General features: G+C 69.9%; 17 protein-coding genes and 1 tRNA gene. 12 read left to right on the top strand and 6 right to left on the bottom strand.

The genetic code is table 11. The features are described 5' to 3' along the window. Positions 1-103: 103 nt before the first annotated feature. The 4 genes from ACWPN5_RS09060 to ACWPN5_RS09045 all read left to right on the top strand — a co-directional run bounded on the left by ACWPN5_RS09060 (position 104) and on the right by ACWPN5_RS09045 (position 7,743). Entirely contained in the window at positions 104-2,488 is a 2,385-nt protein-coding gene (locus ACWPN5_RS09060) for an EAL domain-containing protein (RefSeq protein ID WP_137142699.1), read from the top strand. Positions 2,489-2,589: 101 nt separating this feature from the next. Continuing rightward, positions 2,590-3,981, top strand: coding sequence for an ABC transporter substrate-binding protein (locus tag ACWPN5_RS09055; RefSeq protein WP_492295237.1), 1,392 nt, complete (start codon positions 2,590-2,592; stop codon positions 3,979-3,981). After that, the gene (locus ACWPN5_RS09050) at positions 3,978-6,392 is read left to right on the top strand and encodes an ATP-binding protein (RefSeq protein ID WP_492295236.1); all 2,415 of its coding nucleotides are present in this window, start codon (positions 3,978-3,980) and stop codon (positions 6,390-6,392) included. Before ACWPN5_RS09055 ends, ACWPN5_RS09050 begins: the two co-directional genes overlap by 4 nt. A 10-nt stretch (positions 6,393-6,402) precedes the next feature. Continuing rightward, on the top strand, positions 6,403-7,743 hold the full coding sequence (locus ACWPN5_RS09045) for a sigma-54-dependent transcriptional regulator (protein ID WP_200477959.1): 1,341 nt from the start codon (positions 6,403-6,405) through the stop codon (positions 7,741-7,743). A 30-nt stretch (positions 7,744-7,773) separates the two neighbouring features. Here the strand turns inward: ACWPN5_RS09045 and ACWPN5_RS09040 are convergent, their stop codons facing one another. Together ACWPN5_RS09040 and aspT are read right to left on the bottom strand one after the other, a co-directional pair. Beyond that, positions 7,774-9,405, bottom strand: coding sequence for a bifunctional aspartate transaminase/aspartate 4-decarboxylase (locus ACWPN5_RS09040; RefSeq protein WP_492295235.1), 1,632 nt, complete (start codon positions 9,403-9,405; stop codon positions 7,774-7,776). A gap of 21 nt (positions 9,406-9,426) precedes the next feature. Next, positions 9,427-11,115, bottom strand: a complete 1,689-nt coding sequence (gene aspT / locus ACWPN5_RS09035; protein WP_492295234.1) for an aspartate-alanine antiporter — start codon at positions 11,113-11,115, stop codon at positions 9,427-9,429. A 550-nt stretch (positions 11,116-11,665) separates the two neighbouring features. Between aspT and ACWPN5_RS09030 the strand changes: the two genes are divergently transcribed. The 5 genes from ACWPN5_RS09030 to ACWPN5_RS09010 all read left to right on the top strand — a co-directional run bounded on the left by ACWPN5_RS09030 (position 11,666) and on the right by ACWPN5_RS09010 (position 17,217). Beyond that, positions 11,666-13,012: an ABC transporter substrate-binding protein gene (locus ACWPN5_RS09030; RefSeq protein WP_492295233.1), complete on the top strand. Its 1,347-nt coding sequence runs from the start codon at positions 11,666-11,668 to the stop codon at positions 13,010-13,012. A gap of 75 nt (positions 13,013-13,087) precedes the next feature. Beyond that, complete coding sequence (locus tag ACWPN5_RS09025; RefSeq protein ID WP_137118134.1) at positions 13,088-14,800, top strand: ABC transporter permease; 1,713 nt, start codon at positions 13,088-13,090, stop codon at positions 14,798-14,800. A gap of 14 nt (positions 14,801-14,814) precedes the next feature. Next, the gene (locus ACWPN5_RS09020; RefSeq protein ID WP_492295232.1) at positions 14,815-15,960 is read left to right on the top strand and encodes an ABC transporter ATP-binding protein; all 1,146 of its coding nucleotides are present in this window, start codon (positions 14,815-14,817) and stop codon (positions 15,958-15,960) included. A gap of 13 nt (positions 15,961-15,973) precedes the next feature. After that, entirely contained in the window at positions 15,974-16,669 is a 696-nt protein-coding gene (gph, locus tag ACWPN5_RS09015) for a phosphoglycolate phosphatase (RefSeq protein ID WP_492295231.1), read from the top strand. Beyond that, entirely contained in the window at positions 16,663-17,217 is a 555-nt protein-coding gene (locus tag ACWPN5_RS09010) for a histidine phosphatase family protein (RefSeq protein WP_492295230.1), read from the top strand. The genes gph and ACWPN5_RS09010 overlap by 7 nt, the downstream gene beginning before the upstream one ends. Here the strand turns inward: ACWPN5_RS09010 and ACWPN5_RS09005 are convergent. The 3 genes from ACWPN5_RS09005 to ACWPN5_RS08995 form a co-directional block, all read right to left on the bottom strand. Continuing rightward, positions 17,201-17,365, bottom strand: coding sequence for a hypothetical protein (locus ACWPN5_RS09005; RefSeq protein ID WP_014199676.1), 165 nt, complete (start codon positions 17,363-17,365; stop codon positions 17,201-17,203). The genes ACWPN5_RS09010 and ACWPN5_RS09005 overlap by 17 nt on opposite strands. 118 nt (positions 17,366-17,483) lie before the next feature. Further along, positions 17,484-18,992 carry an FAD-binding oxidoreductase gene (locus ACWPN5_RS09000; RefSeq protein ID WP_492295229.1) on the bottom strand — a complete coding sequence of 503 codons (1,509 nt, stop codon included), beginning with the start codon at positions 18,990-18,992 and terminating at the stop codon, positions 17,484-17,486. Between the two features lie 286 nt (positions 18,993-19,278). Beyond that, positions 19,279-19,354: transfer RNA gene (locus ACWPN5_RS08995), tRNA-Phe, on the bottom strand. Between the two features lie 340 nt (positions 19,355-19,694). On the opposite strand from ACWPN5_RS08995, the gene adhE reads away from it, so the two are divergent. Both adhE and ACWPN5_RS08985 read left to right on the top strand, forming a co-directional pair. Then, a complete protein-coding gene (gene adhE / locus ACWPN5_RS08990; protein WP_492295228.1) occupies positions 19,695-22,355 on the top strand; it encodes a bifunctional acetaldehyde-CoA/alcohol dehydrogenase in 2,661 nt (886 codons plus the stop codon). 293 nt (positions 22,356-22,648) lie between these two features. Further along, positions 22,649-24,280: a helix-turn-helix domain-containing protein gene (locus tag ACWPN5_RS08985; RefSeq protein WP_492295227.1), complete on the top strand. Its 1,632-nt coding sequence runs from the start codon at positions 22,649-22,651 to the stop codon at positions 24,278-24,280. 131 nt (positions 24,281-24,411) lie between these two features. On the opposite strand, the gene ACWPN5_RS08980 is transcribed toward ACWPN5_RS08985, so the two are convergent. Further along, positions 24,412-25,608 (bottom strand): MFS transporter, encoded by a 1,197-nt coding sequence (locus ACWPN5_RS08980; RefSeq protein ID WP_200477966.1) that lies wholly within the window; start codon positions 25,606-25,608, stop codon positions 24,412-24,414. Between the two features lie 149 nt (positions 25,609-25,757). Between ACWPN5_RS08980 and ACWPN5_RS08975 the strand changes: the two genes are divergently transcribed. Further along, complete coding sequence (locus ACWPN5_RS08975; protein WP_145689334.1) at positions 25,758-26,630, top strand: LysR family transcriptional regulator; 873 nt, start codon at positions 25,758-25,760, stop codon at positions 26,628-26,630. Positions 26,631-26,632 lie beyond the last annotated feature (2 nt).

The following is a 26,632-nucleotide window of genomic DNA, read 5'->3' as shown; positions in this document are numbered from 1 at the left end:
TTCCGCGCTCCGGCCAGATCCGAAAAAGGATTATTAACGTACCAAAAGAATAAGGTAATTCGGATCAAGCGGCACCGAGCCGCCGGAACGGGATGAACGCCGGATGATGCGTGTGTATGCCTGCATAACCCAGCAGCACGATCTGTGGCTTGTGCTGCTGGCGGGGGCGGTCTGTGGATTCGGCGCCTGGGTGTCCCTGAACCTCGCCCGCCGCGCCGCGGCGGCGGTGGGGCGGGCGCGCCGGGGCTGGCTGGCCGGGGCGGCGACCGCGACCGGCGGCGGCGTCTGGGCGACCCATTTCATTGCCATGCTGGCCTTCCAGACGAGTCTGCCCACGGGCTACGACGTCGGTTTGACGGTCCTGTCGAGCCTGATCGCCATCGGCGGCGCCGCGGTGGGCATCCGCCACGCCATCGGCGGCGGGCGGCTGGCCGCTCCGCTGGGTGGCGCCATCGCCGGGGCGGCGGCGACCGCCATGCATTTCACCGGAATGGCGGCGCTTCAGGTGCCGGCCAACCTGCATTACGACCCGGTTTACGTCACGGTGGCGCTGGGCCTGGGCGTCCTGCTGGGCGGGGCGGGCTTCACCGCCGCCCTGCGCATCGGCTCGCTGAAGGGGCTGGCGACCGGCGCCGCCCTGCTGGCGCTGGGCATCTGCGGGCTGCATTTCACCGGCATGGCCGGCGTCACGCTGATCCCCGACCCGCTGCACGACATGTCCGACCAGATCATGGAGCCGGGCTTTCTGGCGGTCGCCATCGCGGTGACGGCCACGGTGGTGATGGCGCTGGGCCTCGTCGGGGCCATCGTCGACCAGCGGCTGGCCGCGCGGACGGCGCACGAGGCGGCCCGGCTGCGCGCCAGCGAGGAGCGGTTCCGCCAGCTCGCCGACGCCACCACCGAAGGCATCGTGATCCACCGCGACGGCGTGGTCCTCGACGTCAACCGCGCCATGGCGGAGCTGCTGGGCAGGCCGCAGGCGCAGTTCATCGGCCAGTCCATGCTGCGCTTCGTGGTGCAGAACCGCCGCTCCGACATCGAGCGCAAGCTGGCCCAGCCGACCTCCGAACGGGTCGAACTGGATCTGCTGCACGACGACGGCACGCTGGTGATGGTCGAGGCGCACGGGCAGGACATCACGCACGAGGGCCGGCCCGCCCGCGTCGTCGCCGTCCGCGACATCCGCGAGCGCAAGCGGGCGGAGGAGCGCATCCGCCACATGGCGCACCACGACCTGCTGACCGGCCTGCCGAACCGCTCCCTGTTCCTCGACCGGCTGAACGGCGCGCTGACCAGCGCGGGGCGGGCGCGCACCGGGGTGGCGGTGCTCTATCTGGACCTCGACCGCTTCAAGGCGGTGAACGACCTGCTGGGCCACCCGGCGGGCGACCGGCTGCTGCAGGAGATGGCGCGCCGCATGCTGGAGGCGGTGCCCAGCCACGACACGGTGGCGCGGCTGAGCGGCGACGAGTTTGCAGTCCTGCACCGCATCGCCCAGCCGGGCGAGGCTCTGGCCCTGGCCGACCGGCTGGTCAAGACGCTGGGCCTGCCCGCCGAGCTGGACGGCCAGCGGATGGTGGTCGGGGCGAGCGTCGGCATCGCCCTGTTCCCCCAGGACGGCGGCGGGGCGGAAGCGCTGCTCCAGCACGCCGACACCGCCCTTTACCGTGCCAAATCGGAGGGGCGGAACACCTTCCGCTTCTTCGAGGCGGAAATGGACGAGCGTCTGCAGGCCCGCCGCGGCCTGGAGCGCGACCTGCGCCAAGCGCTGAGCGACGGCGCGCTCAGCGTCCATTACCAGCCGCTGGAGGATTGCCGGACCCACCGCGTCCTCGGGTTCGAGGCGCTGGTGCGCTGGAAGCACCCGGAACGCGGCATGATCCCGCCGTCGGAGTTCGTGCCGCTCGCCGAGGAGAGCGGGCTGGTCATGCAGCTCGGCGAGTTCGTTCTGCGCACCGCCTGCCGGGACGCCCGGAACTGGCCCGATCCGGTCAAGGTGGCGGTGAACCTGTCGCCGGTCCAGTTCCGCCATTCCGACCTCCCGGCCACCATCCTCGGCATTCTGGAGGAGGAGGGGATGGCGCCGCACCGGCTGGAGATCGAGGTGACCGAGGGGGTGATGATCGACGACACCGAGCGCGCCCTGGCGGCGCTGACCGCGCTGAAGGCCGCCGGTGTCCGCATCGCGCTCGACGATTTCGGCACCGGCTATTCCAGCCTCAGCTACCTGCAGAAATTCACCTTCGACAAGCTGAAGATCGACCGCTCCTTCGTCCAGCTGATGGCGGAGAACCGCGAGTCCCTGTCGATCATCCGCACCATCCTGGCGCTCGCCAAGAGCCTGGACATCGCCGTCACGGCGGAGGGCGTGGAGACGGAGGAGCAGCGGACCCTGCTGAAGAACGAGTCCTGCAACCAGCTCCAGGGCTATCTGATCGGGCGCCCGGTCCCGGCCTCCGAACTGGCGCGCTTCTACGAGCCGGCGTGAGGGGAGCCGGCGTGAGGGCGGGCCGGCCGCCCCACGGCACGGGATGATGTGACGGAACCGTTGGACAAACGGACGGAGGCCGCCGCACAGTGTCCCCCGCCATGACCGGATTGCGTGCCTTCGCCAAGCGTCTCCTTGCCGCTCTTCTGCTGCTTCCCGTCCTGTCGCCGGAGAGCGCGGCCGGGCGGGAGACCCGCACCGCCGTCACGGTGCTGACCTCCTTCCCATCCGGCTTCTACGAGCCGGTGCGCGAGGCGTTCGAGGCCGCGCATCCGGACTGGCGCCTGCGCATCGTCAACACCAAGACCACCGCCGCGATCAGCCAGTTGCAGGAGCGGAGCGACGATGGGGTGGACGTCTTCTGGGCGTCCGCCCCCGACGCCTTCGAGGTGCTGAAGGCGGCCAAGCGTCTGCAGCCGCTCGCCCCGCGTCCGACAGGGGCACCGCCGACGGTCGGGAACCAGCCGATCAACGATCCGGACGGCGCCTATCTCGGCTTCGCGCTGTCGGGCTACGGGCTGCTGTGGAACCAGCGCTACCTCGACCGCCACGGCCTGCCGGCGCCCAGGCGGTGGGAGGATCTCCGCCGCCCCGTCTACGCCCGGCATCTCGGCATCACCGCCCCGTCGCGGTCGGGCACCATGCATCTGATGGTCGAGACCGTGCTGCAGATGCAGGGGTGGGAGCGCGGCTGGGCGACGTGGCTGGAGATCGCCGGCAACCTCGCCACCGTGACGGCGCGCAGCTACGGCGTGGTCGACGGCGTCGCCAAGGGGCGCTTCGGCGTCGGGCTGAGCATCGACTTCCTCGGGCAAACCGCCGGGTCGGACGAGGAGGACCTGCGCTTCGCCTATCCCGCCGACAGCCTGTTCCTTCCCGCCAGCGTGGCGCTGCTGCGCGGCGCGCCGAACCCGGAAGGGGCCGGGGCCTTCATCGACTTCCTGCTGTCGCCGGCCGGTCAGGCGCTGCTGGTGCGCCCGGACATCCAGCGGCTGCCGGTGCGGCCCGACGCCTACGCGGCGGCCCCCGCCGGCTATCCCGACCCCTACCGGACGGAGACCGGGGACGACCTGTTCCTGTTCGACCGCGCCCTGTCCGGCGCCCGCTACGAGCTGGTGAACCTGCTGTTCGACGAGCTGGTGACCTTCCGGGTCAAGACGCTGAACCGGGTCTGGCAGCTGATCCACGAGGGGGAGGCGCGCCTCTCCGCCCTCTATGGCGCCGCCGCCCACGAGCCGGTGGCGGCCGACCTGCTGCGCGCCGCGCGGGCGGCGGCCACCGCCGTCCCGGTCTCCGCCGTGGAGGCCGCCGACCCCGCCTTCTCCATGGCGCTGCGCCGGCCGGCGCGCGGGCTTCCGGTGTCCAGCCGGCAGGCGGAGCTGGAAGCCGCGTGGCGGGCCTTCTCCCAAGAGCGGCTGGACGAGGCGCTGGCCCTGGCCGAGCGCGCGCTGATCATCCTGCGCGTGGCCGGCGGCGAAGGGGTCTGGCCGTGAGCGCGGAGGCCGTCGCCGGGCGGGATCCCGGTCCCGTGCGGTTCGGCATCCGGGCGCGGCTGCTGCTGGCCTTCGTCGCGGTGGCGTTGTTGTCGGTGGTTGCCTGCGGGCTGGGCTGGCTCTCCTACGACCGGCTGGGCGGCACGCTGGACGAGTTCGCGGAGAGCCATCTGCCCGCCCTGGGCCTCGCCGCGCGTCTGGCGGAGGAGGGCGGCAGCATCATCGCCACCGCGCCGATCCTCGCCAACGCCCAGACGGAACCGGAGTTGGGGGCCATCCGCGACGCGCTGGGCCGCCGGCTCGCCGCGCTCCGCGCGCTGGCGGCGGAGGGGGAGCGCGGCGTCCCCGGGCTGCGGCCGCTGGTGGACGCGCTCGGCCGCAACCTGACCGACCTCGACGCCACCGTGCGGCACCGGCTGGCCCTGGCCCGCCGCAACCAGGAGGGCATCGAGCGGCTGCGTTGGCTGCACGCCGACTTCCTCGACGAGATCGAGCCGCTGGTCACCGATGCCCGCTTCAACATCCAGAGCGCGCTCGACCTCGTCGAGGCCGGCACCCGCTCCGCCGAGGCCGTCCGCACCCTGCGCGCGGAAAGCCGGCGCAGCGAGGCGGTGCTGCAGATCGGGGCGAACGGCAACCTCGCGGTCGGGCTGATCGCGCGGGCCGCGACTCTCGCCACCACCGAGGCGCTGGACGACAACGCGGGCTTCCTGGAGGAGACGGCCGACCGGCTGCAACGCGATCTGGCGACCCTGGACGACTGGGCGGACGGCGTGTCGCTGGCGCAGCTGGTCGCCCGCCTGCTGGAGCTGGCCCGCGGTGACGGCAGCGTCCCGGAGCTGCGCCGCGCAGAGCTGGCCGCGGCCGACCAGGGGCAGGGCCTGCTGGCCGAGAACCGGACGCTGGTGGCCCGGCTGAACGGGCTGATCGCCCAGCAGGTGCAGTCGGTGGAAACCACCTCGCGCGCCGCCGCGGCGCGGTCGGCCCAGGCCATCGCCGAGGGACGGTCGGCCCTGCTGGCGAGCGCGCTGGTCAGCCTGCTGGTGGCGGTGCTGGTGGCCTGGCTGTACGTCAACCGCAGCATCATCTCGCGCCTGACACGGCTGGGCAGCGCGGCGCACGAGATCGCCGCCGGCAACCTGAAGGCGGACATTCCGCTGGGCGGCAACGACGAGCTGTCGCAGATGGCCGCGGCCCTGCTGGTCTTCCGCGACACCGCCATCGCGGTGGAGGAGGCCAACGCCCAGGCCATCATCGACAACGCCCAGGCCGGGCTGGCGACCACCGACGCCGACGGGGTGATCGAATTCGTCAACCCGCTGGCCGCCGCCCTGATCGCCGCGCCGGAGGGCGGGGCGGACGGACGTCTGGCCGACCGGCTGGAGCCCGCCGACGCGCGGCGCGTGGAAGATTTTTTCCGCGAGGCCCGCGCGGCGCCGGACGATGCGGCGCCGTCCCTGTCCATTCTGACCGCCGGGCGGCGGCCGTCCGGCCGTCCGGTGCCGGTCCAGGTGGGCATCCGCCCCTTCCGGCGGCGCCAGCAGCAGCGCTTCATCGTCACCCTGACCGACATGACCGAGCGGGTGGAGGCGCAGCAGCTTTTGGAACGCACGGTGGCGGAGCGCACCGCCGACCTGCGCACCACCAACGCGCGGCTGGAGCGGTCCATCGCCGAGCACCAGCGCGCCGAGCGCGACCTGCGCGACACCCAGGCGGAGCTGGTGCAGGCCGGCAAGCTGGCAGCGCTGGGCCAGCTCGCCGCCGGGGTGGGGCACGAGCTGAACCAGCCGCTGTCGGCCATCCGCTCCTACGCCCACAACGGGCGCAAGCTGATCGCGCTCGGGCGGGTCGCGGAGGCGGAGGGCAACCTCGGCAAGATCGCCGACCTGACCGCCCGCATGGCCAACATCACCAACCATCTGAAGCGCTTCGCCCGCCGTCCCGACACCCGGCTGGGCGCGGTGGAGCTGGCGCCGGTGGTGCAGGGCGCGCTTTCCCTGTTCGGCGACCGGCTGCGCGAGGAGTCCGTGGAGCTGGTGGTGGAGCTGCCGGAAGACGGTGTGCCGCTGCGTGTGCGCGCCGAGGAGGTTCGGCTGGAGCAGGTGCTGGTCAACCTGCTGAGCAACGCGCTGGACGCCGTGGCCGGCGCGCCCCGGCGCCGCATCGCCATCGCCGCGGAGACGGCGGGCGACACCGTCCGCATCACGGTGCGCGACAGCGGCGCCGGGATCCCTGACGCGGTGGCCGGGCAGGTGTTCGACCCCTTCTTCACGACCAAGCCGGTGGGCGCCGGGCTGGGCCTCGGCCTCTCGATCTCCTACAACATCGTGCGGGACTTCGGCGGTGCCCTGTCGGTGGCCGAGAGCGGCCCCGGCGGAACCGCCTTCCTGCTGACCCTGACCCGTGCCTGAGCGACACCGCATGACCGTTCTGCTGATCGACGACGACCACGAGGTGCTGGACGCCAGCCGCCAGACGCTGGAGCTGGAAGGCTTCGCGGTGGAGGCGACGACCCGGCCCGAAGACGCTTTGGACCGGCTCGGGCCGTCCTGGCCGGGCGTGGTGGTGACCGACGTGCGCATGCCTGGGATGGACGGCTTCGCCCTGCTGGAGCGGGTGCGCGCCGCCGACCCGGAGGTGCCGGTGGTGCTGGTGACCGGGCACGGCGACATCGCCATGGCGATGCGCGCGGTGCGCGGCGGCGCCTACGACTTCATCGAGAAGCCGGCCGAGCCCGGCCATCTCGTGGAGGTGGTGCGCCGCGCGCTGGAGCACCGGCGGCTGGTGCTGGAGAACCGCAGCCTGCGGGCGCAGCTCGCCGGCGGCTCGCTGGAGGCGCGCATCATCGGCCGGTCCGCCGCCATCGAGCGGCTGCGCGCCGCCGTGGCCGGGCTGGCCGACGCCGAGGTGGACGTGCTGCTGTTCGGCGAGACCGGAACCGGCAAGGAGCTGGTCGCCCGCAGCCTGCACGATGCCGGGCAGCGGCGGGCCGGCAACTTCGTCGCCCTGAACTGCGGCGCGCTGCCCGACACCATCATCGAGAGCGAGCTGTTCGGTCACGAGCCCGGCGCCTTCACCGGCGCCCAGGGGCGGCGCATCGGCAAGCTGGAGCACGCCGACGGCGGCACGCTGTTCCTCGACGAGATCGAGAGCATGCCGATGCATCTCCAGGTCAAGCTGCTGCGCGTGCTGCAGGAGCGGGTGATCGAACGGGTCGGCGGCAACCGGCCGATTCCGCTGGACCTGCGCGTGGTCGCCGCCACCAAGGTCGATCTGCTGCGGCAGGCCGGGGAGGGCAAGTTCCGCGAGGATCTCTACTACCGCCTGAACGTGGTCACCGTGCCGCTGCCGCCCCTGCGCGAGCGGCGCGAGGACGTGCCGCTGCTGCTGCGCCATTTCCTCGACGCCGCCGCGGCCCGTGCCCGCCGTCCGGCGCCGCCGGTGGATGCGGCGGCGCTGGCCCGTCTGGCCGCCCACGGCTGGCCGGGCAACGTCCGCGAGCTGCGCAACGTCGCCGAGCGCATAGCCCTGGGCCTGGGTGACGGTCTGGCGGGTGGACCGGTGACCGGAGCAGGGGGCGGCGGGATCGAACCCCTGGCCGAGCAGATGGACCGCATCGAGAAGCAGCTCGTCGAGGATGCGCTGGCCCGCTGCGGCGGGCGGGTCGGCGAGACGGCGGACAAGCTGGGCATCACCCGCAAGACCCTGTACCTGAAGATGCGCCACCACGGCCTTCAGCGCGGCGACTTCACCGAGGAATGAGGGCCAAGCGATGAGGATGGGCGGGGGCGGTCAGTTGGGCTTCGTCTTGCCGTCCGGTGTCTTCCCGTTCTGCCGTTGCCTCTTGAACTCCTCGTGGGACTGGTCGGCCATTCCGCGCAGCGAGCGCCCGATCGCCGCGTACTCGTACTCGTTCAGATTGGCCAGCGAGACGCGGGCGGCCGGTTGCAGGGTGCCGAAGCCTTTGCCGGGCAGCAGGACGATGCCGGTCTCCGCGGCGATGCGGAACAGCAGATCGTTCGGAACGAAGTTCGCCTTCACCCAGGCCGCGTAGTCCGGGCCGTAGAGCTTCAGCGCGATGTCCTCCAGGTCGAGGAGTGTGTAGTAGTCCACCGCGTTCGGGTCGGACAGCGTCGGCAGGCCCAGCTCGCGGTACAGGGCGGCCTCGCGCCGGCGGATGACCTTCTTCAGCTCGGCCTTGTAGCCGTCCTGCTCGTCCATCAGGGCGAACAGCGAGAACAGCACCATCTGCACCTGCTGCGGCGTGGACAGCCCGGCGGTGTGGTTCAGCGCCACGGTGCGGCTGTCGGCGACCAGCCGGTCGATGAAGCGCAGGGCGCGCACGTCCGGGACCAGCGAGCCGTAACGGCGGTCCAGCGCCGCCTTGCGCTCCTCCGGCAGGCCGGCGATCCGCTGGTCGCAGACGTTCGTCTTGTGGGTGGCGATGACACCCAGCCGCCATCCCGTCGCCCCGAAATACTTCGAGAAGGAATAGACCAGCATGGTGTTCTCGGGGCAGACGGCGAACAGCGACCGGAAATCGTCGGCGAAGGTGCCGTAGACATCGTCGGTCAGGATGATCAGGTCCTTCCGCTCGTTCTTCACGATGGCGGCGATGCGGTCGAGGCTGCGGTCGTCCATCTTGACCGAGGGCGGGTTGCTGGGGTTGACGCAGAAAAACACCTTGACCGCCGGGTCCTTCAGCTTGTCCAGCTCGGCGTCCGGGTACTGCCAATGGCTGGCCGGGTCGGCGTTGATGGCGACCTCGGTCAGCCCGTACTCGTCGAGTTCCGGGATCTCGATGTAGGGGGTGAAGACGGGCAGGCCGATGGCCACCTTGTCGCCCCGCTCGACCAGCCCGTTCTGCTTCATCGTGTTGAAGATGTAGGTCATCGCCGCGGTGCCGCCCTCGACCGCGAACAGATCGACGCTGCCGGGCGGCAGGAAGCCGCCGACCATCTCCTTCACCAGATAGTGCCGGACCACGTCCTCGCTGATCGCCAGCATGCGCGGCGGCACCGGGTAGTTCGCCCCCAGCACCCCCTCCACCATCTCGTGCAGGAAGCCGGAGCCCGACAGGCCGAGCTGGTCGCGCACGTAGCTCAGCGCGCGGCCGAGAAAGACGACCCCCTCCTGGTCGCGATGCTCCGAGACGTAGCGTTCGAACCGGCCCTCGATGCCCTCGATCCGCGGCAGGCCGCCGACGCCGTTCGGCATGTAGGAGAAGGACAGCTCGGCCTCGGCGACGGCGAACAGGCCCAGCCGGAAGAAGGCGCGGCGCGGCAGGGTCGCCAGGAAGTTCGGGTTGCCGCGCCCCGCGTTCAGCATCAGCCGGTTCTCGCGGCCGGAGGCGAGCTTGATCAGTTCGTCCTTCAGTTCGAAGGGACTGAGCTTCGCGTATCGGCTGTAATCGATCGAGTCCATCAGGGGAACTCCTCGTCTGGATTACACGAAGGCCACCACCAGCGGCCCCAGCAGGGTGAGGAAGACGTTCGCCAGCGCGTAGGTGATGGCGAAGGGTACGGTCGGGATCGAGTTGCCCGCCTTGTCGAGCACCTCACCGAAGGCGGGGTTGGCGCTCCGCGATCCGGCGAGCGCGCCGGCGAAGATGGCCGCGTTGTCGTAGCGCAGCAGATAGCGGCCGACGAACAGGGTGATGATCATCGGCACCAGCGTCACGACCACGCCGACCAGGAAGATGCTCAGCCCGCTCTCGATCACGGTGCTGACCGCCTGCCGGCCCGATTGCAGGCCGACCACGGCGACGAAGCCGGCCAGACCCAGGTCGCGCAGCAGCGTGGAGGCCGGTGTCGGCATGTTGCCGATGGCGAGGTTGCGGGTGCGGTACCAGCCGAACAGCAGCCCGGCCAGCAGGGCGCCGCCGCCGCTGCCCAGCGTCAGCGGGATGTCGCCGATGCGGATGACGGCGAGGCCGACGAGCAGGCCCAGCGCCAGGCCCAGCCCGTGGTAGATGAAGTCGGTCTTGTCGCTCGCGATGACCTCCGTCCCCACCGACGTGGCGACGCGCTGCACGTCCTCGGCGGTGCCGTAGAGCGTGGCGACGTCGCCGGCCTCGATCACCGTGTCGGGGGCGAGCGGCAGCGGCCGGTCGCTCCGCTTGAGGCCGGTCACATAGACGCCGTGGTACAGGTTGGCCGAGGACAGCTTGCGGATTTCGGCGACGGTGCGGTGCACGAAGGCGGGGTTGGTGATGGCGACATCGCGCACCAGCATGATGAGGTCCATGCCCTGCGAGGACTGAAGCTCCGGACCGAGCGTGTCGGCGAGGCCGACGACCCCGGACCGCCTCCCGACCAGCAGCACGACGTCCCCGGCCTCCAGCCGCAGGTCCGGCTGCATCCCGATCAGTGCGTTGTTGCGCTTCACCCGCTCCACGCTGACCGGACCGTCGGCGGAGTCCGCCTCGATCTGCGCCACCGTCCGTCCCGCCGCCCGCTCGATGCGGTAGAGGCGCCCGACCAGGGGCGGCATGGCGTATTCCTCGCCCCGCGCCAGAAAATGGGCGCCGGCCAGCATCGCGGTTTCCGCCTTGATGGCGTCGTCGCGGATGCCGCGCTTCATGATCCAGGGCAGCAGGTTGACGCAGACCAGGATGGCACCGAACGACCCGAAGATGTAGGTGACGGCGTAGCCGACCGCGACGTTGCCCTGGAGGCGCTGCACCTCCTCCGCCGGCAGCCCGAGTTTGCCGATGGCCGAGCCGGCCGTGCCGATGATCGCCGACTGGGTCAGCCCGCCGGACGCGATGCCCGCCGCCAGACCTTTGTCGAGGCCGGTCAGGCGGGCCATGATTACGACGGTGACCAGACCGCTGACCGCCAGCACCGCCGCCAGGACGATTTCGCGGATCGACTGTCGCCCCAGCGATTGAAAGAACTTCGGTCCGCTTTCAAAGCCGACCGCGTAAATGAACAAAGCAAACAGAACCGCTTTGACGCCGTTGTCGACCGAGACGCCAATCTGGCTGATCACCACGGCGACCAGCAATGATCCGGCGACTCCGCCAAGCTGAAATTTACCGAATTGAAATTTGCCGATCCAATAGCCGCCGGCCAGGGAGAGAAATAACGCGATTTCCGGGGATTGGTTGACGATCGAATGGAGCCATGACATGGCGATTCCTTCAAAAGTTCATTCTGTGCGCGCATCGATTGATAGGGAGGTCGTCAAGTGAAATAGCAATCATGATCAGTGGTCAAGGTGTTCAAATTTGCTCCATAAGGGACAATATTTTAAGGAATATGATCATGTTTTAAATGCGTTGGCGAGTTGTTTTGTTTTCAATCAGCGGCTTGCGGGGTTTTCGCAAGCTTTTTTTGTTTTAAATACTTTTCTCAGTTACCGATGCGCCGGACCAACCCATTCAAGGAGAGGTTGGGTACTTTGAGAAGCGGTAACGCTTTTGGCCGGAGAGTCGCCTTCTTCGTCGCTGGGACTCGTCGTCAGGCTTCGCTTGCGGGCGGGAAGGACCTCCGATCCGGGATGGAGTCCGGGGACGCCCTGGAATTGGACCGCCCTGTTCCCGCCGTTACCCATCGCACGCACCCGATGTTACCGGCTTTACCCATCTTTCCGGCGCGACCCCAGTGAATTCGCCTGCGAACGGTCTGGCACGCGGATTGCTGAAAGAGCGCGCAGAAAAACACTGGGAGGAACCATACCTATGTCTCGCACGCTGCACGGCGTCGCGGCCGCCCTGGCCGTCCTGCTCGCTTCCAGCACCGCCGCCTTCGCCCAGGACCCGTCGGGCAAGCTGGTCGTCGTCACCTCCTTCCCGAAGGACCTGACCAGCGCCTTCCAGCAGGCCTTCCAGAAGGCTTACCCGAAGGTCACGCTGGAGGTTCTGAACCGCAACACCAACGCGGGCGTGAAGTATCTCCAGGAAACGGCGTCGAACAACGGCACCGACCTGTTCTGGGCTTCCGCCCCTGACGCCTTCGAGGTCCTGAAGGGCGCCAAGCTGCTGCAAGCCTACAAGCCGAAGGTCGAGGGCATCCCGGAGAAGGTCGGCGCCTACCCGATCAACGATCCGGAGGGCATGTACGCCGGCTTCGCCGCCTCGGGCTACGGCATCATGTGGAACAGCCGCTACATGAAGGCCAACGAGCTGCCGGCCCCCAAGGAGTGGTCGGACCTCGCCAAGCCGGTCTATTACGACCACGTCGCCATCTCCGCCCCGTCGCGCTCCGGCACCACGCACCTGACCATCGAGACCATCCTCCAGGGCGAGGGCTGGGAGAAGGGCTGGCGGACCAACAAGGAGATCGCCGGCAACTATCGCACCATCACCGAGCGCAGCTTCGGCGTGCCGGACGGCGTGAACTCCGGCAGCTTCGGCATCGGCATCGTGATCGACTTCTTCGCGCTGTCGTCCCAGGCCTCGGGCTTCCCGGTGGAGTTCGTCTATCCGACGGTCACCACCATCGTGCCGGCCAACATCGGTATCGTGAAGAACGCTCCCAACAAGGCCGCCGCCGAGACCTTCGTCGACTTCATCCTGTCGCCGCAGGGCCAGGAGGTGCTGCTGCAGCCGGCCATCCGCCGCCTGCCGGTCAACCCGGCGACCTACGCCAAGGCCCCGGCCGACTATCCGAACCCGTTCAAGGACACCTCGCTGGGCTCGCAGGTGAACTTCGACGTCGAGGTGTCGCAGGCCCGCTACAACGTGGTGGACGCGCTGTTCGACCAGCTCATCACCTTCCAGCTCGACGGGCTGAAGGCGGCGACCCGGGCCATCCATCAGGCCGACGCCGCGCTGGCCAAGAAGCCCAACGACAAGGCCAAGGCGCTGCTGGCCGAGGCGCGCGACCTCGTCGCCGCCATGCCGGTGACCGCCCAGGAGGCCGCCGACCCGCAGCTCTCCGGCGCCTTCACGGTGGAGCGCAAGAGCGCCACCGACGCCGTGCCGGAGCGTCAGGCCCAGGTGGAGCAGAAGTGGGCCGCCTTCGCCAAAGACAACTACGCCGCCGCCCGCAAGAAGGCCGAAGAGGCCCTGGCGCTGGCCCGCTGACCCGCGCGTGACGGGAGGGGCGCCCCACGCGGGCGCCTCGCCTCGCCTTCTCCCCCGATACCATTGGGCTGAACCATGACGTCTCTTGCGCTCACGCGCGAAAGCATCGCGCGCGTGCGGCCGGGGCCGGCGGTGGCGGCTGTGCTGATCGCGCTGTTCCTGCTGCTGTTCCTCGTCGTGCCGGTCGTCCAGGTCATCTTCGTCGCCTTCCAGGACAAGACGACCGGGTCCTTCACGCTGATCAACTTCGCCGACTTCTTCCAGAACGACCTGTTCATGCGGTCGTTCTGGAACTCCTTCTACGTCTCCGCCATGTCGGTGGTGGTGGCGAGCGCGCTGGCCCTGCCGCTGGCCTATCTGACGACGCGGTTCGAGTTCCGCGGCGCCGTGCTGATCCAGAGCCTGGGCATCATCCCGCTGATCATGCCGCCCTTCATCGGCGCCGTGGCGATGCAGCTCCTGTTCGGGCGCAACGGCACGGTCAACCTGCTGTTGCGCGACCATTTCGGCATCTCCATTCCGTTCATGGAGGGGCTGAACGGCGTCATCTTCGTGCAGAGCATCCACTATTTCCCGTTCATCCTCATCAACCTGTCGGCCAGCCTGAAGAACATCGACCGGGCGATGGAGGAATCGGCGCAGAACCTCGGCTGCCACGGCTTCCGGCTGTTCCGCCGCATCGTCTTCCCGCTGGCCATGCCGGGCTACGTCGCCGGCGCGTCGCTGGTCTTCATCAAGGTGTTCGACGACCTCGGCACGCCGCTGCTGCTCAACGTCAACGACATGCTGGCGCCGCAGGCCTACCTGCGCATCTCCTCCATCGGCATCGCCGACCCGATGGGCTACGTGATCTCGGTGGTGCTGATCGTCTGCTCGCTGCTCGCCCTCTGGGTGTCGGCGCTGGCGATGAAGGGCAAGGACTACGCGACCGTCCAGCGCGGCGGCGGCGGTCTGGCGCGGCGGCGCATGAAGCCGCTGGAGCTGGTGGCAGCCTACGCCGTCGTGCTGCTGATCCTGGTGCTGGTGCTGGCGCCGCACATCGGCCTGACGCTGCTGTCCTTCGCGACGATCTGGTCCTTCAGCCCGTTCCCCGACGCCTTCACCATGAAGCATTACGGGACGGTCTTCCTGGAGAGCGGCCAGTACATCACCAACACGCTGCTCTACGCCTCGCTGGCCGCACTGCTCGACGTGGTGATCGGCACGGCCATCGCCTATCTGGTGCTGCGCAGCAAGCTGCCGGGCCGGCAATGGCTGGACTACATCGCCATGGCGGCGCTGGCGGTGCCGGGCGTGGTGCTGGGCATCGGCTATCTGCGCAGCTTCTACGACGTGCCCATGCCCTTCACCGGGCAGCCGCTGTCCGGCTTCTGGCTGATCCTGGTCTTCGCGCTGGCGATCCGCCGTCTGCCCTACGCGCTGCGCGCCTGCACGGCGGCCCTGCAGCAGGTCAGCAACTCGCTGGAGGAGGCGGCCGAAAATCTGGGCGCCACCAAGCTGCGCACCATCAGCCGCGTGGTCGTGCCGCTGATGTCCGGCGGCATCCTGGCCGGCTTCGTCACCAGCTTCGCCACCGCGGCGGTCGAGCTGTCGGCGACCATCATGCTGGTCCATTCGCAGAGCGACGCGCCGCTGGCCTACGGCCTCTACGTCTACATGCAGTCGGCGGCCGGGCGCGGTCCCGGGGCGGCGCTGGGCGTCTTCGCCGTCGTCATCGTCGGGCTGGGCACCTACCTGTCGCACGTCATCATCGAGCGGGGCCGGCGCGAGCGCGGCCAGGACCATTGAGGGGAACCGCCACCATGAACCATCAATTCTCCCCCACTCAGTTTTCCCCCGCTGCCCTGTCCGCCGGAATGGAGAGCGTCGGCGTCCGCATCGACGGCGTGGACCTGTCCTACGGCAGCCACCGCGTGCTGAAGGACATCCATCTCGACATCAAGCCGGGCGAGTTCTTCGCCTTCCTCGGCCCGTCGGGCTGCGGCAAGACCACGCTGCTGCGGCTGATCGCCGGCTTCAACACGGCGCAGCGCGGGGCGGTGACGATCGGCGGGCGCGACATCTCGGGCCTGCCGGCGCACAAGCGCGACGTCGGCATGGTGTTCCAGAGCTACGCGCTGTGGCCGCACATGACGGTGCGCCGCAACGTCGCCTTCGGGCTGGAGGAGCGGCGCGTGCCGCGCGCCGAGATCGAGCAGCGGGTGGACGCGGCGCTCGACCTCGTCGGGCTGAAGCATCTGGCCGACCGCCGGCCGTCGCAGCTGTCCGGCGGCCAGCAGCAGCGCGTCGCGCTCGCCCGCACCATCGTGATCGAGCCGAAGGTGCTGCTGCTGGACGAGCCGCTGTCGAACCTCGACGCCAAGCTGCGCGTGCAGATGCGCCAGGAGCTGCTGAGCCTGCAGCGCAAGCTGGGGCTGACCACCATCTTTGTCACCCACGACCAGGAGGAGGCCAACACCATCTGCGACCGCATCGCGGTGATGGAGGACGGCATCGTCCAGCAGGTCGGTACCCCGCAGGAGCTGTACGACCACCCGGCCAACCTGTTCGTCGCCGGCTTCCTCGGCACCGCCAACGTGCTGGAGGGGCTGGTGCGCGCCGTGGACGGCGGGACGGTCTTCGTCACGGGCGGTGGCGTGGCGATCCCGCTGCCGCGCGGCGTGGAGCCGGGGGCCGAGGGCAAGCTGATGTTCCGGCCGCAGAACCTGTTCATCCACCAAGAGGATGGGCACCAGGATGGCGGGGCGCCGCGCGCCGGCCATGTCCGGCTGGTGGGCGTGGTGCGGCACCGCGAGTTCCTCGGCGCCTCGATCCGCTACGCGGTGGACATCGGGGGGCAGCAGGTGCAGGTTGACGCCCCGCACCAGGCCGGCGACGCGCTGCTGCCGACCGACACCCCGATCACCCTCGACCTCGCGGCCGACAAGGCCCGCTTCCTGCGCCGATAGGAGTCGCACCCCGGTGACCAGCCTTCCCAACCGCACCCCCTTGCGTGCCGTCGCCTTCGACCTCGACGGCACGCTGGTGGACAGCGCCGCCGACCTGATGCACGCCTCCAACGCCCTGCTCGCCGAGCTGGGCCGCCCGCCGGTCGATCTGCCGGCGGTGCGCTCCTTCATCGGCGACGGGGTGGCCAAGCTGGTGGAGCGGGTCCTGACCGCCACCGGCGGCCTGCCCGGAGCGGAGGAGACGGCGGCCCACACCCGCCGCTTCCTGGCCATCTACGAGGCCGATCCCAGCGCCCACAGCGCGCTCTATCCCGGCGTCGCGGAGACGCTGACGGCGCTGTCCGCGGCCGGGCTGAAACTGGGGGTGTGCACCAACAAGCCGATGGCGGCGACCCGGCGGCTGCTCGCCGACCTCGGCATTGCCGACCGCTTCACGGCGGTGGTCGGCGGCGACAGCTTCCCCACCCGCAAGCCCTCGCCGGAGCCGGTGCTCGGCCTGCTCGCCCTGATGGATGTGCGTCCGGAGGAGACCGTCTTCGTCGGCGACAACGAGCATGACGTGGCCGCCGCCCGCGCCGCCGGGGTGGCGCGGGTGCTGGTGCTGCGCTACGGCTACGCGCGGGTGCCGCTCGACAGCCTTCCCCACGACGGCATCCTGGAGCGCTTCGGCGACCTGACGGGGGCGCTGTCCGCGGCCTCGGCATGCTGAACCGTCTCGTCTTCTGCCGGCATGGCGAAACGGAAAGCAACGTCGGCGGCTGGCTGGCCGGGTCGCGCGACGTGTCGCTGACCGAGCGCGGATGGGCGCAGGCCCACGCCGCCGCCGCTGCGCTGGCCGCCCAGGGGGCTCCGGTCGCCGCCATCCATTCCAGCCCGCAGCGGCGCGCGCTGGAGACCGCCGACGTCATCGGTGCGGCGCTGGGGCTTCCGGTAACCGTCGTTCCCGGTCTGGAGGAGCGGCGCTGGGGCGATCTGGAAGGCGGCGCCGTGCCGGGCGATCTCCTGCGCGAGGAGGTGCCGGGCGGTGAAAGCCTCACCGCCTTCCAGGCCCGCGTCGCCGCCGCGCTGGACGGCGTGCCGGTTCCAGCGGACGGGCGGCCGCCGCTGGTGGTGGCGCACGCCGGCACGTGGCATGCCCTGTGCCGCTGGCTTGGCCTCGCCCCGGACACGCTGTGGCCGCCCAACGCGATGCCCGTCACGCTGGAGCGCGCCGGTTTTTTTGAAAGCGTCGGGACGCCGGTCAGCGAATCTCGATGAGGTCCGTCAACTCGCGCACGACCAGCTCCAGGCTGTCGGCCACCGCCTCGCAGGACACCCGTTCCTCCGGGGTGGTGAAGTCGGCGGAGCGCAGGGTGGCGATCTGCTCCTTCAACCGGCCGATGTAGGCGATCAGCTTTTCTTCCATGCCCGGACCCCGTGGCGCGAGAGGCTTCCCGCTACGATAACAGGCGAGCGGGGGCTTTGGCGCCGGGATTCTCCGCCGAAGGGCGGATGGCGGCGCCAAAGAGCGATCGGCGGCGCCGTCACAACGGCTTGATGCCCTGCCGGTAGGTGAAGAGATCGGCCTTGTCGTAGGCGCTCTTCACCCGCCGCAGCCGGGCGTAATTGCCGCCGTAATAGGCCGATGACCAGTCCTTCAGGGACGGGTCGGGGAAGTTCTGGAATGCGCCCACCGCCCTGGTGGTCGCGTTGGCCGTGGCGTAGAACCGCTCCTGCCACGCCAGATTTTCGTCCACCAGGGACTTCGGGTCCTTCCGGTTCCACCAGTTCACTTCGGAGGAGAACAGCCAGTCGTAGCCGCGGTGGACGTAGGCGGTGGCGTCCGCCGCCATGGCGTTGATCGTGCCCCCGACCTGGAAGAATTTGAAGGCGTTGGCCATGCTGGTGCCCGGCATGCGCTCGGCGAGCCGGATCATGGCGGCGACGGACTCGGGCGTGATGTCCACCGCCCTCATGTAGGAGGACTTCTCCTGATAGAAGTAGGGGTAGGTGAATTCGCTCAGCAGGTCCTGCGCCGGCCAATAGGCGATGTCGCGGTCGATCCGCGTCTTCGACGCCTTCTCCAGGACCGGGCCGATGATCGCCTCGACCGTCGTGCCGCATTTGTGCAACTGGCCGAGGATGGAGACGGTGAGCCGCGGATCGCCGCTGCCGCGCGCCGGTTTGGTGACGTTGATCTTGCTGCCGAACTCCGGCGGCGCGTCCGCCAGACGCGTCAGCAGGGTGTAAAGCACCTCGCCCACATCCGTGGTCCAGGTGATGTCGAAGAAGGTGACCGTCTCCACCGGGAAGGTGCGCAGGGTGAAGGACGTGTTGATCCCGAAATTCCCGCCGGCACCGCCGCGGCAGGCCCAGAACAGGTCGCTGCCCTCGCCGCTGTCCTGGATGTCGGCATGCAGCGCGCCGTCCGCCGTGACGATGCTCGTCGCCTGCAACAGATCCGACCCCATGCCGAACATGCGCATGTTGAAGCCGATGCCGCCGCCCAGCAGGAACCCCGCCGCCCCCACGGTCGTGCAGCGCCCGTGGGTGACGGTGCGGTTCAGCCGTTCGAGCGCCTGATAGACCATCCCGTTCAGGGCACCGCCCTCCACCTTGACCAGCCCGTCCCCGCCGGGCAGGGCGGTGATCGCGCTGAGGGGCGTCATGTCGATGAGCAGCCCGGGGGTGGTGGAGAAGCCCGCGTAATTGTGCCCGCCGCTGCGCACGGCGAAGCGGGCGCCGTGCTTCCTCACCCAGGCGACGCAGGCCTGCACGTCCGCTTCGCTCGCACAGCGCGCGATGGCCGTCGGAAGCGTCTGGAAACGCAGGTTGTTCGGCCGGGCGTAGTCGCCAAAGAACGGATCATCGGGCAGCACGACGCCGCCCTGGACGGCCCCGGCCAGGTCTTTGAGCGCCGAGGCCGCGATCCGGTGGGGGCGCGGCTCTGCGATGGCGGGGAAGGGGGCGACGCTGGTGAGCGCCGACGCGGCGGCGAAACGGCCCGCCCCGACCAGGAACGTGCGGCGACTCGGCTGAACGGCGCTGAACATCGGATACCCCTCCCACGGATTATTATGGGAGTATGTACAACTTTTTGAGAGTACCGGGAAGGTGCGCGCTCCCATGCGGCGATCAAGACCGAAAGGACCGCCGTCCTGGCTGTGATCCGTTGGGCATGCCGGTGTGAAGAGCCGGCGTTTCGCCTGCGCAAAAGACGGTTGCGGCGCGCCATCAGGGCGCCGGGTCGAATCAAAGATATGGGAGAATGGAGCGCAGCGTATGGAGGCGGCGACTATGGCCGGAACACCATCTCCTCGAACAGGATCGTGAGGAAAATGGTGCCCAGGGACGGAGTCGAACCGCCGACACGGGGATTTTCAGTCCCCTGCTCTACCAACTGAGCTACCTGGGCGCCGCTGCTTGCGGGGGCGTCTTATATGAAGAACCGGAGCGCTTGTCCAGCGCAATCCGACACCCTTTGGGAAGAGATTTTTCCGGGCCGGCCGGGCGGGTTGGGGGTGGCGCTACCCCGAAAGTGGTCATACCAGTTTTGACCTGGGTCATGGCCCCTCGTCCATGGCTGGGGGATAGTTTTCCTGCCGCGCGGACAGGACCGAAGCGCCGCCCGGCATGACCGATTTTCCGTGCGTGCCCTGGATGCCGGTGTTTGAAGGGTGACCGTCCGCCCGCACCCGTTGTCCAGGACCGGCCCGAAGGGGCCGGCGGCGCGCCAACCGCAGAGGCGACACGATATGCCCGTCACCACGCTTGCAGACCTCAACGACCTCGTCCTTCGCGTCCGGGAGGCGCAGAAACTCTACGCCGGCTTCTCGCAGGAGACCGTGGACCGCATCTTCCGCAGCGCCGCCCTGGCCGCCGCCAACGCGCGCATCCCGCTGGCGAAGCTGGCGGTTGCCGAGACGCGCATGGGCGTGATGGAGGACAAGGTCGTCAAGAACCACTTCGCCTCCGAGTACATCTACAACAAGTACAAGGACGAGAAGACCTGCGGCATCCTCGAGGAGGACCCGGAATACGGCATCATGACGATCGCCGAGCCGGTGGGCCTGATCTGCGCCATCGTGCCGACCACCAACCCGACCTCGACCGCCATCTTCAAGGCGCTGATCAGCCTGAAGACGCGCAACGGCATCGTCTTCTCGCCGCACCCCCGCGCCCGCAAGGCGACCTGCGAGGCCGCGCGGATCGTCCTCCAGGCGGCGGTGGAGGCCGGCGCGCCGCCGGACATCATCGGCTGGATCGACGAGCCCTCGGTGGAGCTGTCGAACGCGGTGATGCACCACCCCGACATCGCCCTGATCCTGGCGACCGGCGGGCCGGGCATGGTCAAGGCCGCCTATTCCTCGGGCAAGCCGGCCATCGGCGTCGGCGCCGGCAACACCCCGGCGGTGATCGACGAGTTCGCCGACATCAAGCGGGCCGTCGCCTCCATCCTGATGTCCAAGACCTTCGACAACGGCGTGGTCTGCGCGTCGGAGCAGTCGGCCATCGTCGTGGACGCCGTCTATGACGCGGTGCGCGACCGCTTCGCCCACCATGGCGGGCACATCCTGTCGGCGGCGGACGCCGACGCGGTGCGCAAGGTGCTGCTGAAGAACGGCGCGCTCAACGCCGACATCGTCGGCCAGTCGGCCGGCGCCATCGCCGCCATGGCCGGGGTGAGCGTGCCCAATCACACCAAGGTGCTGATCGCCGAGGTCGAGGCGGTGACCGAGGACGAGCCCTTCGCCCACGAGAAGCTGTCGCCGACCCTGGCGCTTTACCGCGCCCGCGACTTCATGGACGCCTGCGAGAAGGCGGCGGCGCTGGTCGCGCTCGGCGGCATCGGCCACACCTCCGCCCTCTACACCGACCAGGACCAGCAGCCGGAGCGCATCCGCCATTTCGGGCAGGCGATGAAGACGGCGCGCATCCTGATCAACACGCCGTCGTCGCAGGGCGGCATCGGCGACCTCTACAATTTCCGTCTGGCGCCGTCGCTGACGCTCGGCTGCGGCTCCTGGGGCGGCAACTCAATCTCCGAGAATGTCGGGCCGCAGCACCTCATCAACCGCAAGACCGTGGCGAAGAGGGCCGAGAACATGCTGTGGCACAAGCTGCCGAAATCGATCTACTTCCGCCGCGGCTGCCTGCCCTTCGCCCTGGAGGAAATGCGCGGCAAGAAGCGCTGCCTGATCGTCACCGACCGCTTCCTGTTCGAGAACGGACACGTCGACGAGACCGTGCGCATCCTCAAGGGGCTGGGCCTCGCCGTGGAGACCTTCTTCGAGGTCGCCGCCGACCCCACCCTGGCGTTGGTGCGGCGTGGGCTGGCGCTCGCCAACGCCTTCCAGCCGGACGTCATTCTGGCTCTGGGTGGCGGCTCGCCGATGGACGCGGCCAAGATCATGTGGGTGATGTACGAGGCGCCGGACGTCGCCTTCGAGGATCTGGCCCTGCGCTTCATGGACATCCGCAAGCGCATCTACACCTTCCCCAAGCTGGGGGTGAAGGCGCAGTTCGTCGCCGTCCCCACCACCTCGGGCACCGGGTCGGAGGTCACGCCCTTCGCCGTGGTGACCGACGAGCGCACCGGGATCAAGTACCCCATCGCGGACTATGAACTGACGCCCAACATGGCGATCATCGACGCCAATCTGGTGATGGACATGCCAAAGGGCCTGACCGCCGCCGGGGGCATCGACGCGGTGACCCACGCGCTGGAGGCCTACGTCTCCGTCCTGGCCAACGAATACACCGACGGTCAGGCGCTCCAGGCGCTGAAGCTGCTGAAGGAGCATCTGCCCTCCGCCTATGCCAACGGCGCCAAGGACCCCAAGGCGCGCGAGCAGGTGCACAGCGCTGCCACGCTGGCCGGCATCGCCTTCGCCAACGCCTTCCTCGGCGTCTGCCATTCGATGGCGCACAAGCTGGGGGCGGAGTTCCACCTGCCGCACGGCGTCGCCAACGCCCTGCTGATCGCCAACGTCATCCGCTACAACGCCGCCGACATCCCGACCAAGCAGACCGCCTTCAGCCAGTACGACCGGCCCAAGGGCGTCGCCCGCTACGCCGAGATCGCCCGCCACCTCGGCCTCGGCGGCAGCCGCGACCATGAGCGGGTGGAGACGCTGGTGGCCTGGGTGGAGGAGCTGAAGCGGACGCTGGACATCCCGGCCTCGATACAGGCCGCCGGGGTGCCGGAGGCGGAGTTCCTGGCCCGGCTCGACGCCATCGCCGAGGCCGCCTTCGATGACCAGTGCACCGGCGCCAACCCGCGCTTCCCGCTGGTCGCGGAGATCCGGCAGCTCCTGCTCGACAGCTACTACGGCCGCGCCTACGCCGAGGGGGCGGAGCGTGCGCCGGAACCCGCGGCTGAGCGCAAGCCGGTGGCGCTGGTCCGGTCGCGCTGAGTCTCCCAATGTGATTGAGGCCTGACGGGCCGCCCGTCTCCGGGGAACCGGACGCCGGGCGGCCCTTTCTTTTGTCCGGAAAAAAAGCCGGTCCGCCGAAGACTTCACGCCCTGACGCCATGAAGCGTCGATTGGCTGTGAGCCTATTGTCTGAAACGGCGGCAGGAGATTCCGGTCATGATTCGCTCCTATCAATCCGATTACCGTCATCGCGGATCCGCGATGCATGCATTCGTCTTCAGGGTCCGGCGCGCGCGGAAGACGCGGCACGGTTTTTCCACGGAGGCGACGCGATGACTGTGTCGGTCGGTGGCGCGCTGGACGAGATTCTGCACCTGGGCTCGGCCGATTTCCGCAGCCTGCCGGACCTGATCGGCGGGCTGATGGACCGGCTGGTCGACCGCGCGCCGCTGCGCGGCGGGGCGTTGTGGCTCCAGGACATGGGCACGCTGGTGCTCGCCCAGGACCGGGCGGGCGGTCGTCTCTGCTGGACGGCGGACGGCGATCCCAACGAGGCCGCGGCCGACCCGGAGGCGGTGGTGGTGCCTATCACCTACGCCGACGCGCCGGTCGGCGAGATGCGGCTGGTCCTCGACCGCGCGCCGGACGGCGCCGCGCCCGAGGCCCCCATCCTGCAGGACGTTGCCCGCCAGTGCGGTTATCTCGCCAAGCGCTACGAGGTGCGGCGCTGGGCGGAGCGGCGGTTCGGCCGTCCCCTGATGATGGTCGGCATGAGCCCGGCGCTGCGCGAACTGGACGCCTTCCTGGAGCAGGCCGCCCACAGCGCGCTGCCCGTCCTGCTGACCGGCGAGTTCGGAACGGAGAAGGCGCAGCTCGCCGCGGCGATCCACGGTTGCGGGCCGCGGCGCGACGGCCCCTTCGTCCAGGTCAATGGGGCGGACCCGGTGGGAACGCCCGCCGACTGGTTCGCGCGGGCCGCCGGGGGGACCCTGTTCCTCAGCGGAGTCGACGAGATGACGCCGTCCCTTCAAGGGCAGATCGTCCAGCACATGCCGTCCCAACTCGGCCAATGGCTCGACGCGCCGGGCGGCTGGACGCTGTCCGCCGGCGGAGCGGCCGCCGGTATGGCCAGTGGGATGGGGAACCCGCGGGTCATCGCCTCGACCACCGCCGATCTGCGGCGGCTGGCGGAGGAGGGGCGCTTCTCCCGCCCGCTGCTCGCCGAGCTGGATTTCCTGTGCGCCACCGTGCCGCCGCTGCGCGACCGCCCGGCGGACATCGAGCCGCTGGTCCTCGCTGCCCTGGAGCGCCACGGCGGGCGTGCCGACGAGACGCGGACCGACGAGCTGATCGCCCTGTGCAAGGCCCATTCCTGGCCGGAGAACCTGTTCGAGCTGGAGCGGGTGATCGCCCGGCTGGCGGTGATGACCGGTGGCCGGCCGATCCGCCATGGCGACGTGCGCCGCCACGCCCCCTGGATGGTCGGCGGCGCCATGCCGGCGGCGCCGGACTCCGGCCCTCATCCGGAGGACCATCCGGAGGCCGTGCCGACGGCTCCTCCGGCTCCGCCACCCGCCGACCGCTGGGTGCGCTGCGCGCTGACCCGCGACCAGGACGCCCTGGCCCGGCTGCACGGCGGTCTGCGCAAGGCGCTGCTGTTCCTGGGCGAGCGCTTCGCCGACCCGATCACGCTGGATGAGCTGTCCCGGCAGGCGCATGTCAGCCCGTCCCACCTCAGCTATCTGTTCCGGACGGAGCTTCAGACCTCCTTCAAGGGTCTGCTCGGCCGCATCCGCATCCACAAGGCGCGCGAATTGCTGGCCGCCGAGCGCCGGCTGCCGATCACCGAGGTGGCGATGAGCGTCGGCTACGGCGACCTCAGCCATTTCGAGAAGAGCTTCCGCCGCCTCGTCGGGGAAAGCCCGCGCGAGTATCGGCGCAACCTGACCGCCGTCCGCGGGTGAGCCAATCGGCCGATGGGTGCCGGGCGCTGGTGTCCATGAACCATGGGCGCCCTCCAGAACGGCTGGCGGCTGGCGCGAGCACTTTTGCGCTCGCGCCAGCCGCCTCGCGGACCCTGTCCGTCGGACCTTGCCTAGCCGCGCCGCGCGGCGAGCTGGAGCGCGGTGGCCAGGGCGGCGACGGCGATGCCCAGCCCGGTCACGGCGGTCCAGCCGCCGGCGTTCCAGGCCAGCGTCGCCGCGCTCGACCCCACGGCGCCGCCCAGGAACATGCCGCCCATGAAGATGGTGTTCAGCCGGGCGCGGGCCTCGGGGCGCAGGGCGTAGACGAGGTGCTGGTTCGACACCAGCGCCGCCTGGACCGCGAAGTCGAGCAGGATCACCCCGGCGACCAGACCGGCGAGCGACGTCCACAGCCCGAACAGCAGCCAGGACGCCAGCGTCAGCAGCGTGCCCAGCAGGATCACCCGGTGCGGCCCGCTGCGGTCGGCGATCCGCCCGGCCAGCGGGGCGGCCAGGATGCCGACGGCGCCGACGATGCCGAACAGCCCCGCCGCGTCGGCGCCCAGGCCGAAGCGCGGCTCGGCCAGACGCAGCGCCAGGATGGTCCAGAAGGTGGTGAAGGCGGCGAACAGCAGCCCCTGGGTGACCGCGGCCAGCCGCAGGGCCGGGAACTCCCGCCACAGATGGACCAGCGAGCGCATCAGCGCCGGGTAGCGCATGGTTGCGTTCGGGTGGCTGCGCGGCAGCATGACGGCCATCAGCGCGGCGGCACCCAGCGCCAGCGGCACGGCCAGCCAGAACATGGCGCGCCAGCCCTCGTGCGTGCCGACGAAGCCGGCCAGCGTGCGGCTGAGCAGGATGCCGGTCAGCACCCCCGACATGACGGTCCCCACCGCCGCCCCGCGCCGCTGCGGCGAGGCGAGATGCGCGGCGAAGGGGACGATCTGCTGCGCCACCGTCGCCGAGACGCCGAGCAGCAGCGAGGCGGCGACCATCAGGGCGGGGCCTTGCGCCAGCGCCGTCGCGACCAGCGCCGCGGCGAGCAGGAGGAACTGTCCGACGATCAGCCGCCGCCGCTCCACCAGATCGCCCAGCGGCACCAGCAGGAGCAGGCCGGCGGCGTAGCCCAACTGCGTGGCGGTCGGGATCATGCCGGTCAGCGGGCCGGGCAGGTCGCCCTCGATCAGGCCCAGCATGGGCTGGTTGTAGTAGATGTTCGCGACGGCCAGCCCCGCGGCGGTCGCCATGGCGAAGGTCAGCCCGCGCCCGAGCCGGGTGTGGTCGGGCGTGTGGGTTGATGTGTGGGGCATTGTGTCGGTGATGCTCATGACAGGGGTCCTTTTGCAACATCCCCTCTCCCCAGAGGGGAGAGGGCTACTGAGCCCAAGGCGATGATCTCTGAAACAGACCCTATCGCACTTTCACAAACCGCATCAGTCATGCAGAATGAACGGCCTGTGCATCAAAAAGTGAAGCAATGGACCTTGCCGGACTCGCCGTTCTGGTGGAAGCCGCCCAGGCCGGCAGCCTGGCCGGGGCGGCAAGGCGCCTGGGCATCTCGCCGCTGATGGCGACGCGGCGGCTGGCCGCGCTGGAGGAGGCCATGGGCGCGCGGCTGATGCAGCGGACCACCCGCTCCCTTGCCCTGACGCCGGAAGGGGAGGCGATGCTGCCCTTCGCCCAGGCGATGCTGGAGAACGAGGCGGCGGCGCGGGCCAGCGTCCGACCGTCCTCCGCCGGGGCGTCGGGGCTGCTGCGGCTGACCGCCTCCGCCGCCTTCGGGCGCAAGGTGGTGGTGCCGGTGGTCGCGGAGTTCCTGACGGACAACCCGCAGGTCTCGGTCGATCTGCTGCTGACCGACACGGTGGTGGACATCGTCGGGCAGGGCATCGACCTTGCCATCCGCATCGCGCGTCTGAAAGACAGCGCGCTGATCGCGCGGCGGCTGGCCGACAACCCGCGGGGGCTCTACGCCACGCCCGGCTATCTGGCGGCCCGCGGTACGCCCGCCGCCGTCGCCGATCTGGCGGAGCACGAGTGCCTGTGCCTGTCCGGCACGACCCATTGGAGCTTCGCGGGGGACGGGCGGGAGCGGCGCATCCGGGTGCGCGGGCGCTTCACCGCCAACTCCATCGAGGGGCTGCGCGACATCTGCCTCGCCGGGCTCGGCATCGCCGTCCTGTCGGAGTGGGACGTGCGCGACGAGGTGGCGCGCGGCGCGCTGGTGGCGCTCACCCTGTCCGACGGGGCGTTGGAGCCGCTGGCAGTGTGGGGCGTCCACCCCTCGGCGCGCTTCGTGCCGCCGAAGGTGCGGCTGTTCATGGACGCGCTGGCGAAGGCGCTGCGCTGAGC

The organism is Azospirillum sp. UENF 211521 (assembly GCF_058780535.1).
This window is presented reverse-complemented; position numbering and strand designations above follow the sequence as displayed.

Excerpts from the sequence above, each read along its gene's own strand:
- aspT (WP_492295234.1), bottom strand. The coding sequence starts at position 11,115 with ATGTCATGGCTCCATTCGATCGTCAACCAATCCCCGGAAATCGCGTTA.
- ACWPN5_RS08980 (WP_200477966.1), bottom strand. The coding sequence starts at position 25,608 with ATGAGCATCACCGACACAATGCCCCACACATCAACCCACACGCCCGAC.
- ACWPN5_RS09040 (WP_492295235.1), bottom strand. The coding sequence starts at position 9,405 with ATGGACTCGATCGATTACAGCCGATACGCGAAGCTCAGTCCCTTCGAA.
- adhE (WP_492295228.1), top strand. The coding sequence starts at position 19,695 with ATGCCCGTCACCACGCTTGCAGACCTCAACGACCTCGTCCTTCGCGTC.
- ACWPN5_RS09060 (WP_137142699.1), top strand. The coding sequence starts at position 104 with ATGATGCGTGTGTATGCCTGCATAACCCAGCAGCACGATCTGTGGCTT.
- ACWPN5_RS09005 (WP_014199676.1), bottom strand. The coding sequence starts at position 17,365 with ATGGAAGAAAAGCTGATCGCCTACATCGGCCGGTTGAAGGAGCAGATC.
- ACWPN5_RS09045 (WP_200477959.1), top strand. The coding sequence starts at position 6,403 with ATGACCGTTCTGCTGATCGACGACGACCACGAGGTGCTGGACGCCAGC.
- ACWPN5_RS09010 (WP_492295230.1), top strand. The coding sequence starts at position 16,663 with ATGCTGAACCGTCTCGTCTTCTGCCGGCATGGCGAAACGGAAAGCAAC.
- ACWPN5_RS09055 (WP_492295237.1), top strand. The coding sequence starts at position 2,590 with ATGACCGGATTGCGTGCCTTCGCCAAGCGTCTCCTTGCCGCTCTTCTG.
- ACWPN5_RS09030 (WP_492295233.1), top strand. The coding sequence starts at position 11,666 with ATGTCTCGCACGCTGCACGGCGTCGCGGCCGCCCTGGCCGTCCTGCTC.
- ACWPN5_RS08985 (WP_492295227.1), top strand. The coding sequence starts at position 22,649 with ATGACTGTGTCGGTCGGTGGCGCGCTGGACGAGATTCTGCACCTGGGC.
- ACWPN5_RS09020 (WP_492295232.1), top strand. The coding sequence starts at position 14,815 with ATGAACCATCAATTCTCCCCCACTCAGTTTTCCCCCGCTGCCCTGTCC.
- ACWPN5_RS09025 (WP_137118134.1), top strand. The coding sequence starts at position 13,088 with ATGACGTCTCTTGCGCTCACGCGCGAAAGCATCGCGCGCGTGCGGCCG.
- ACWPN5_RS09000 (WP_492295229.1), bottom strand. The coding sequence starts at position 18,992 with ATGTTCAGCGCCGTTCAGCCGAGTCGCCGCACGTTCCTGGTCGGGGCG.
- ACWPN5_RS08975 (WP_145689334.1), top strand. The coding sequence starts at position 25,758 with ATGGACCTTGCCGGACTCGCCGTTCTGGTGGAAGCCGCCCAGGCCGGC.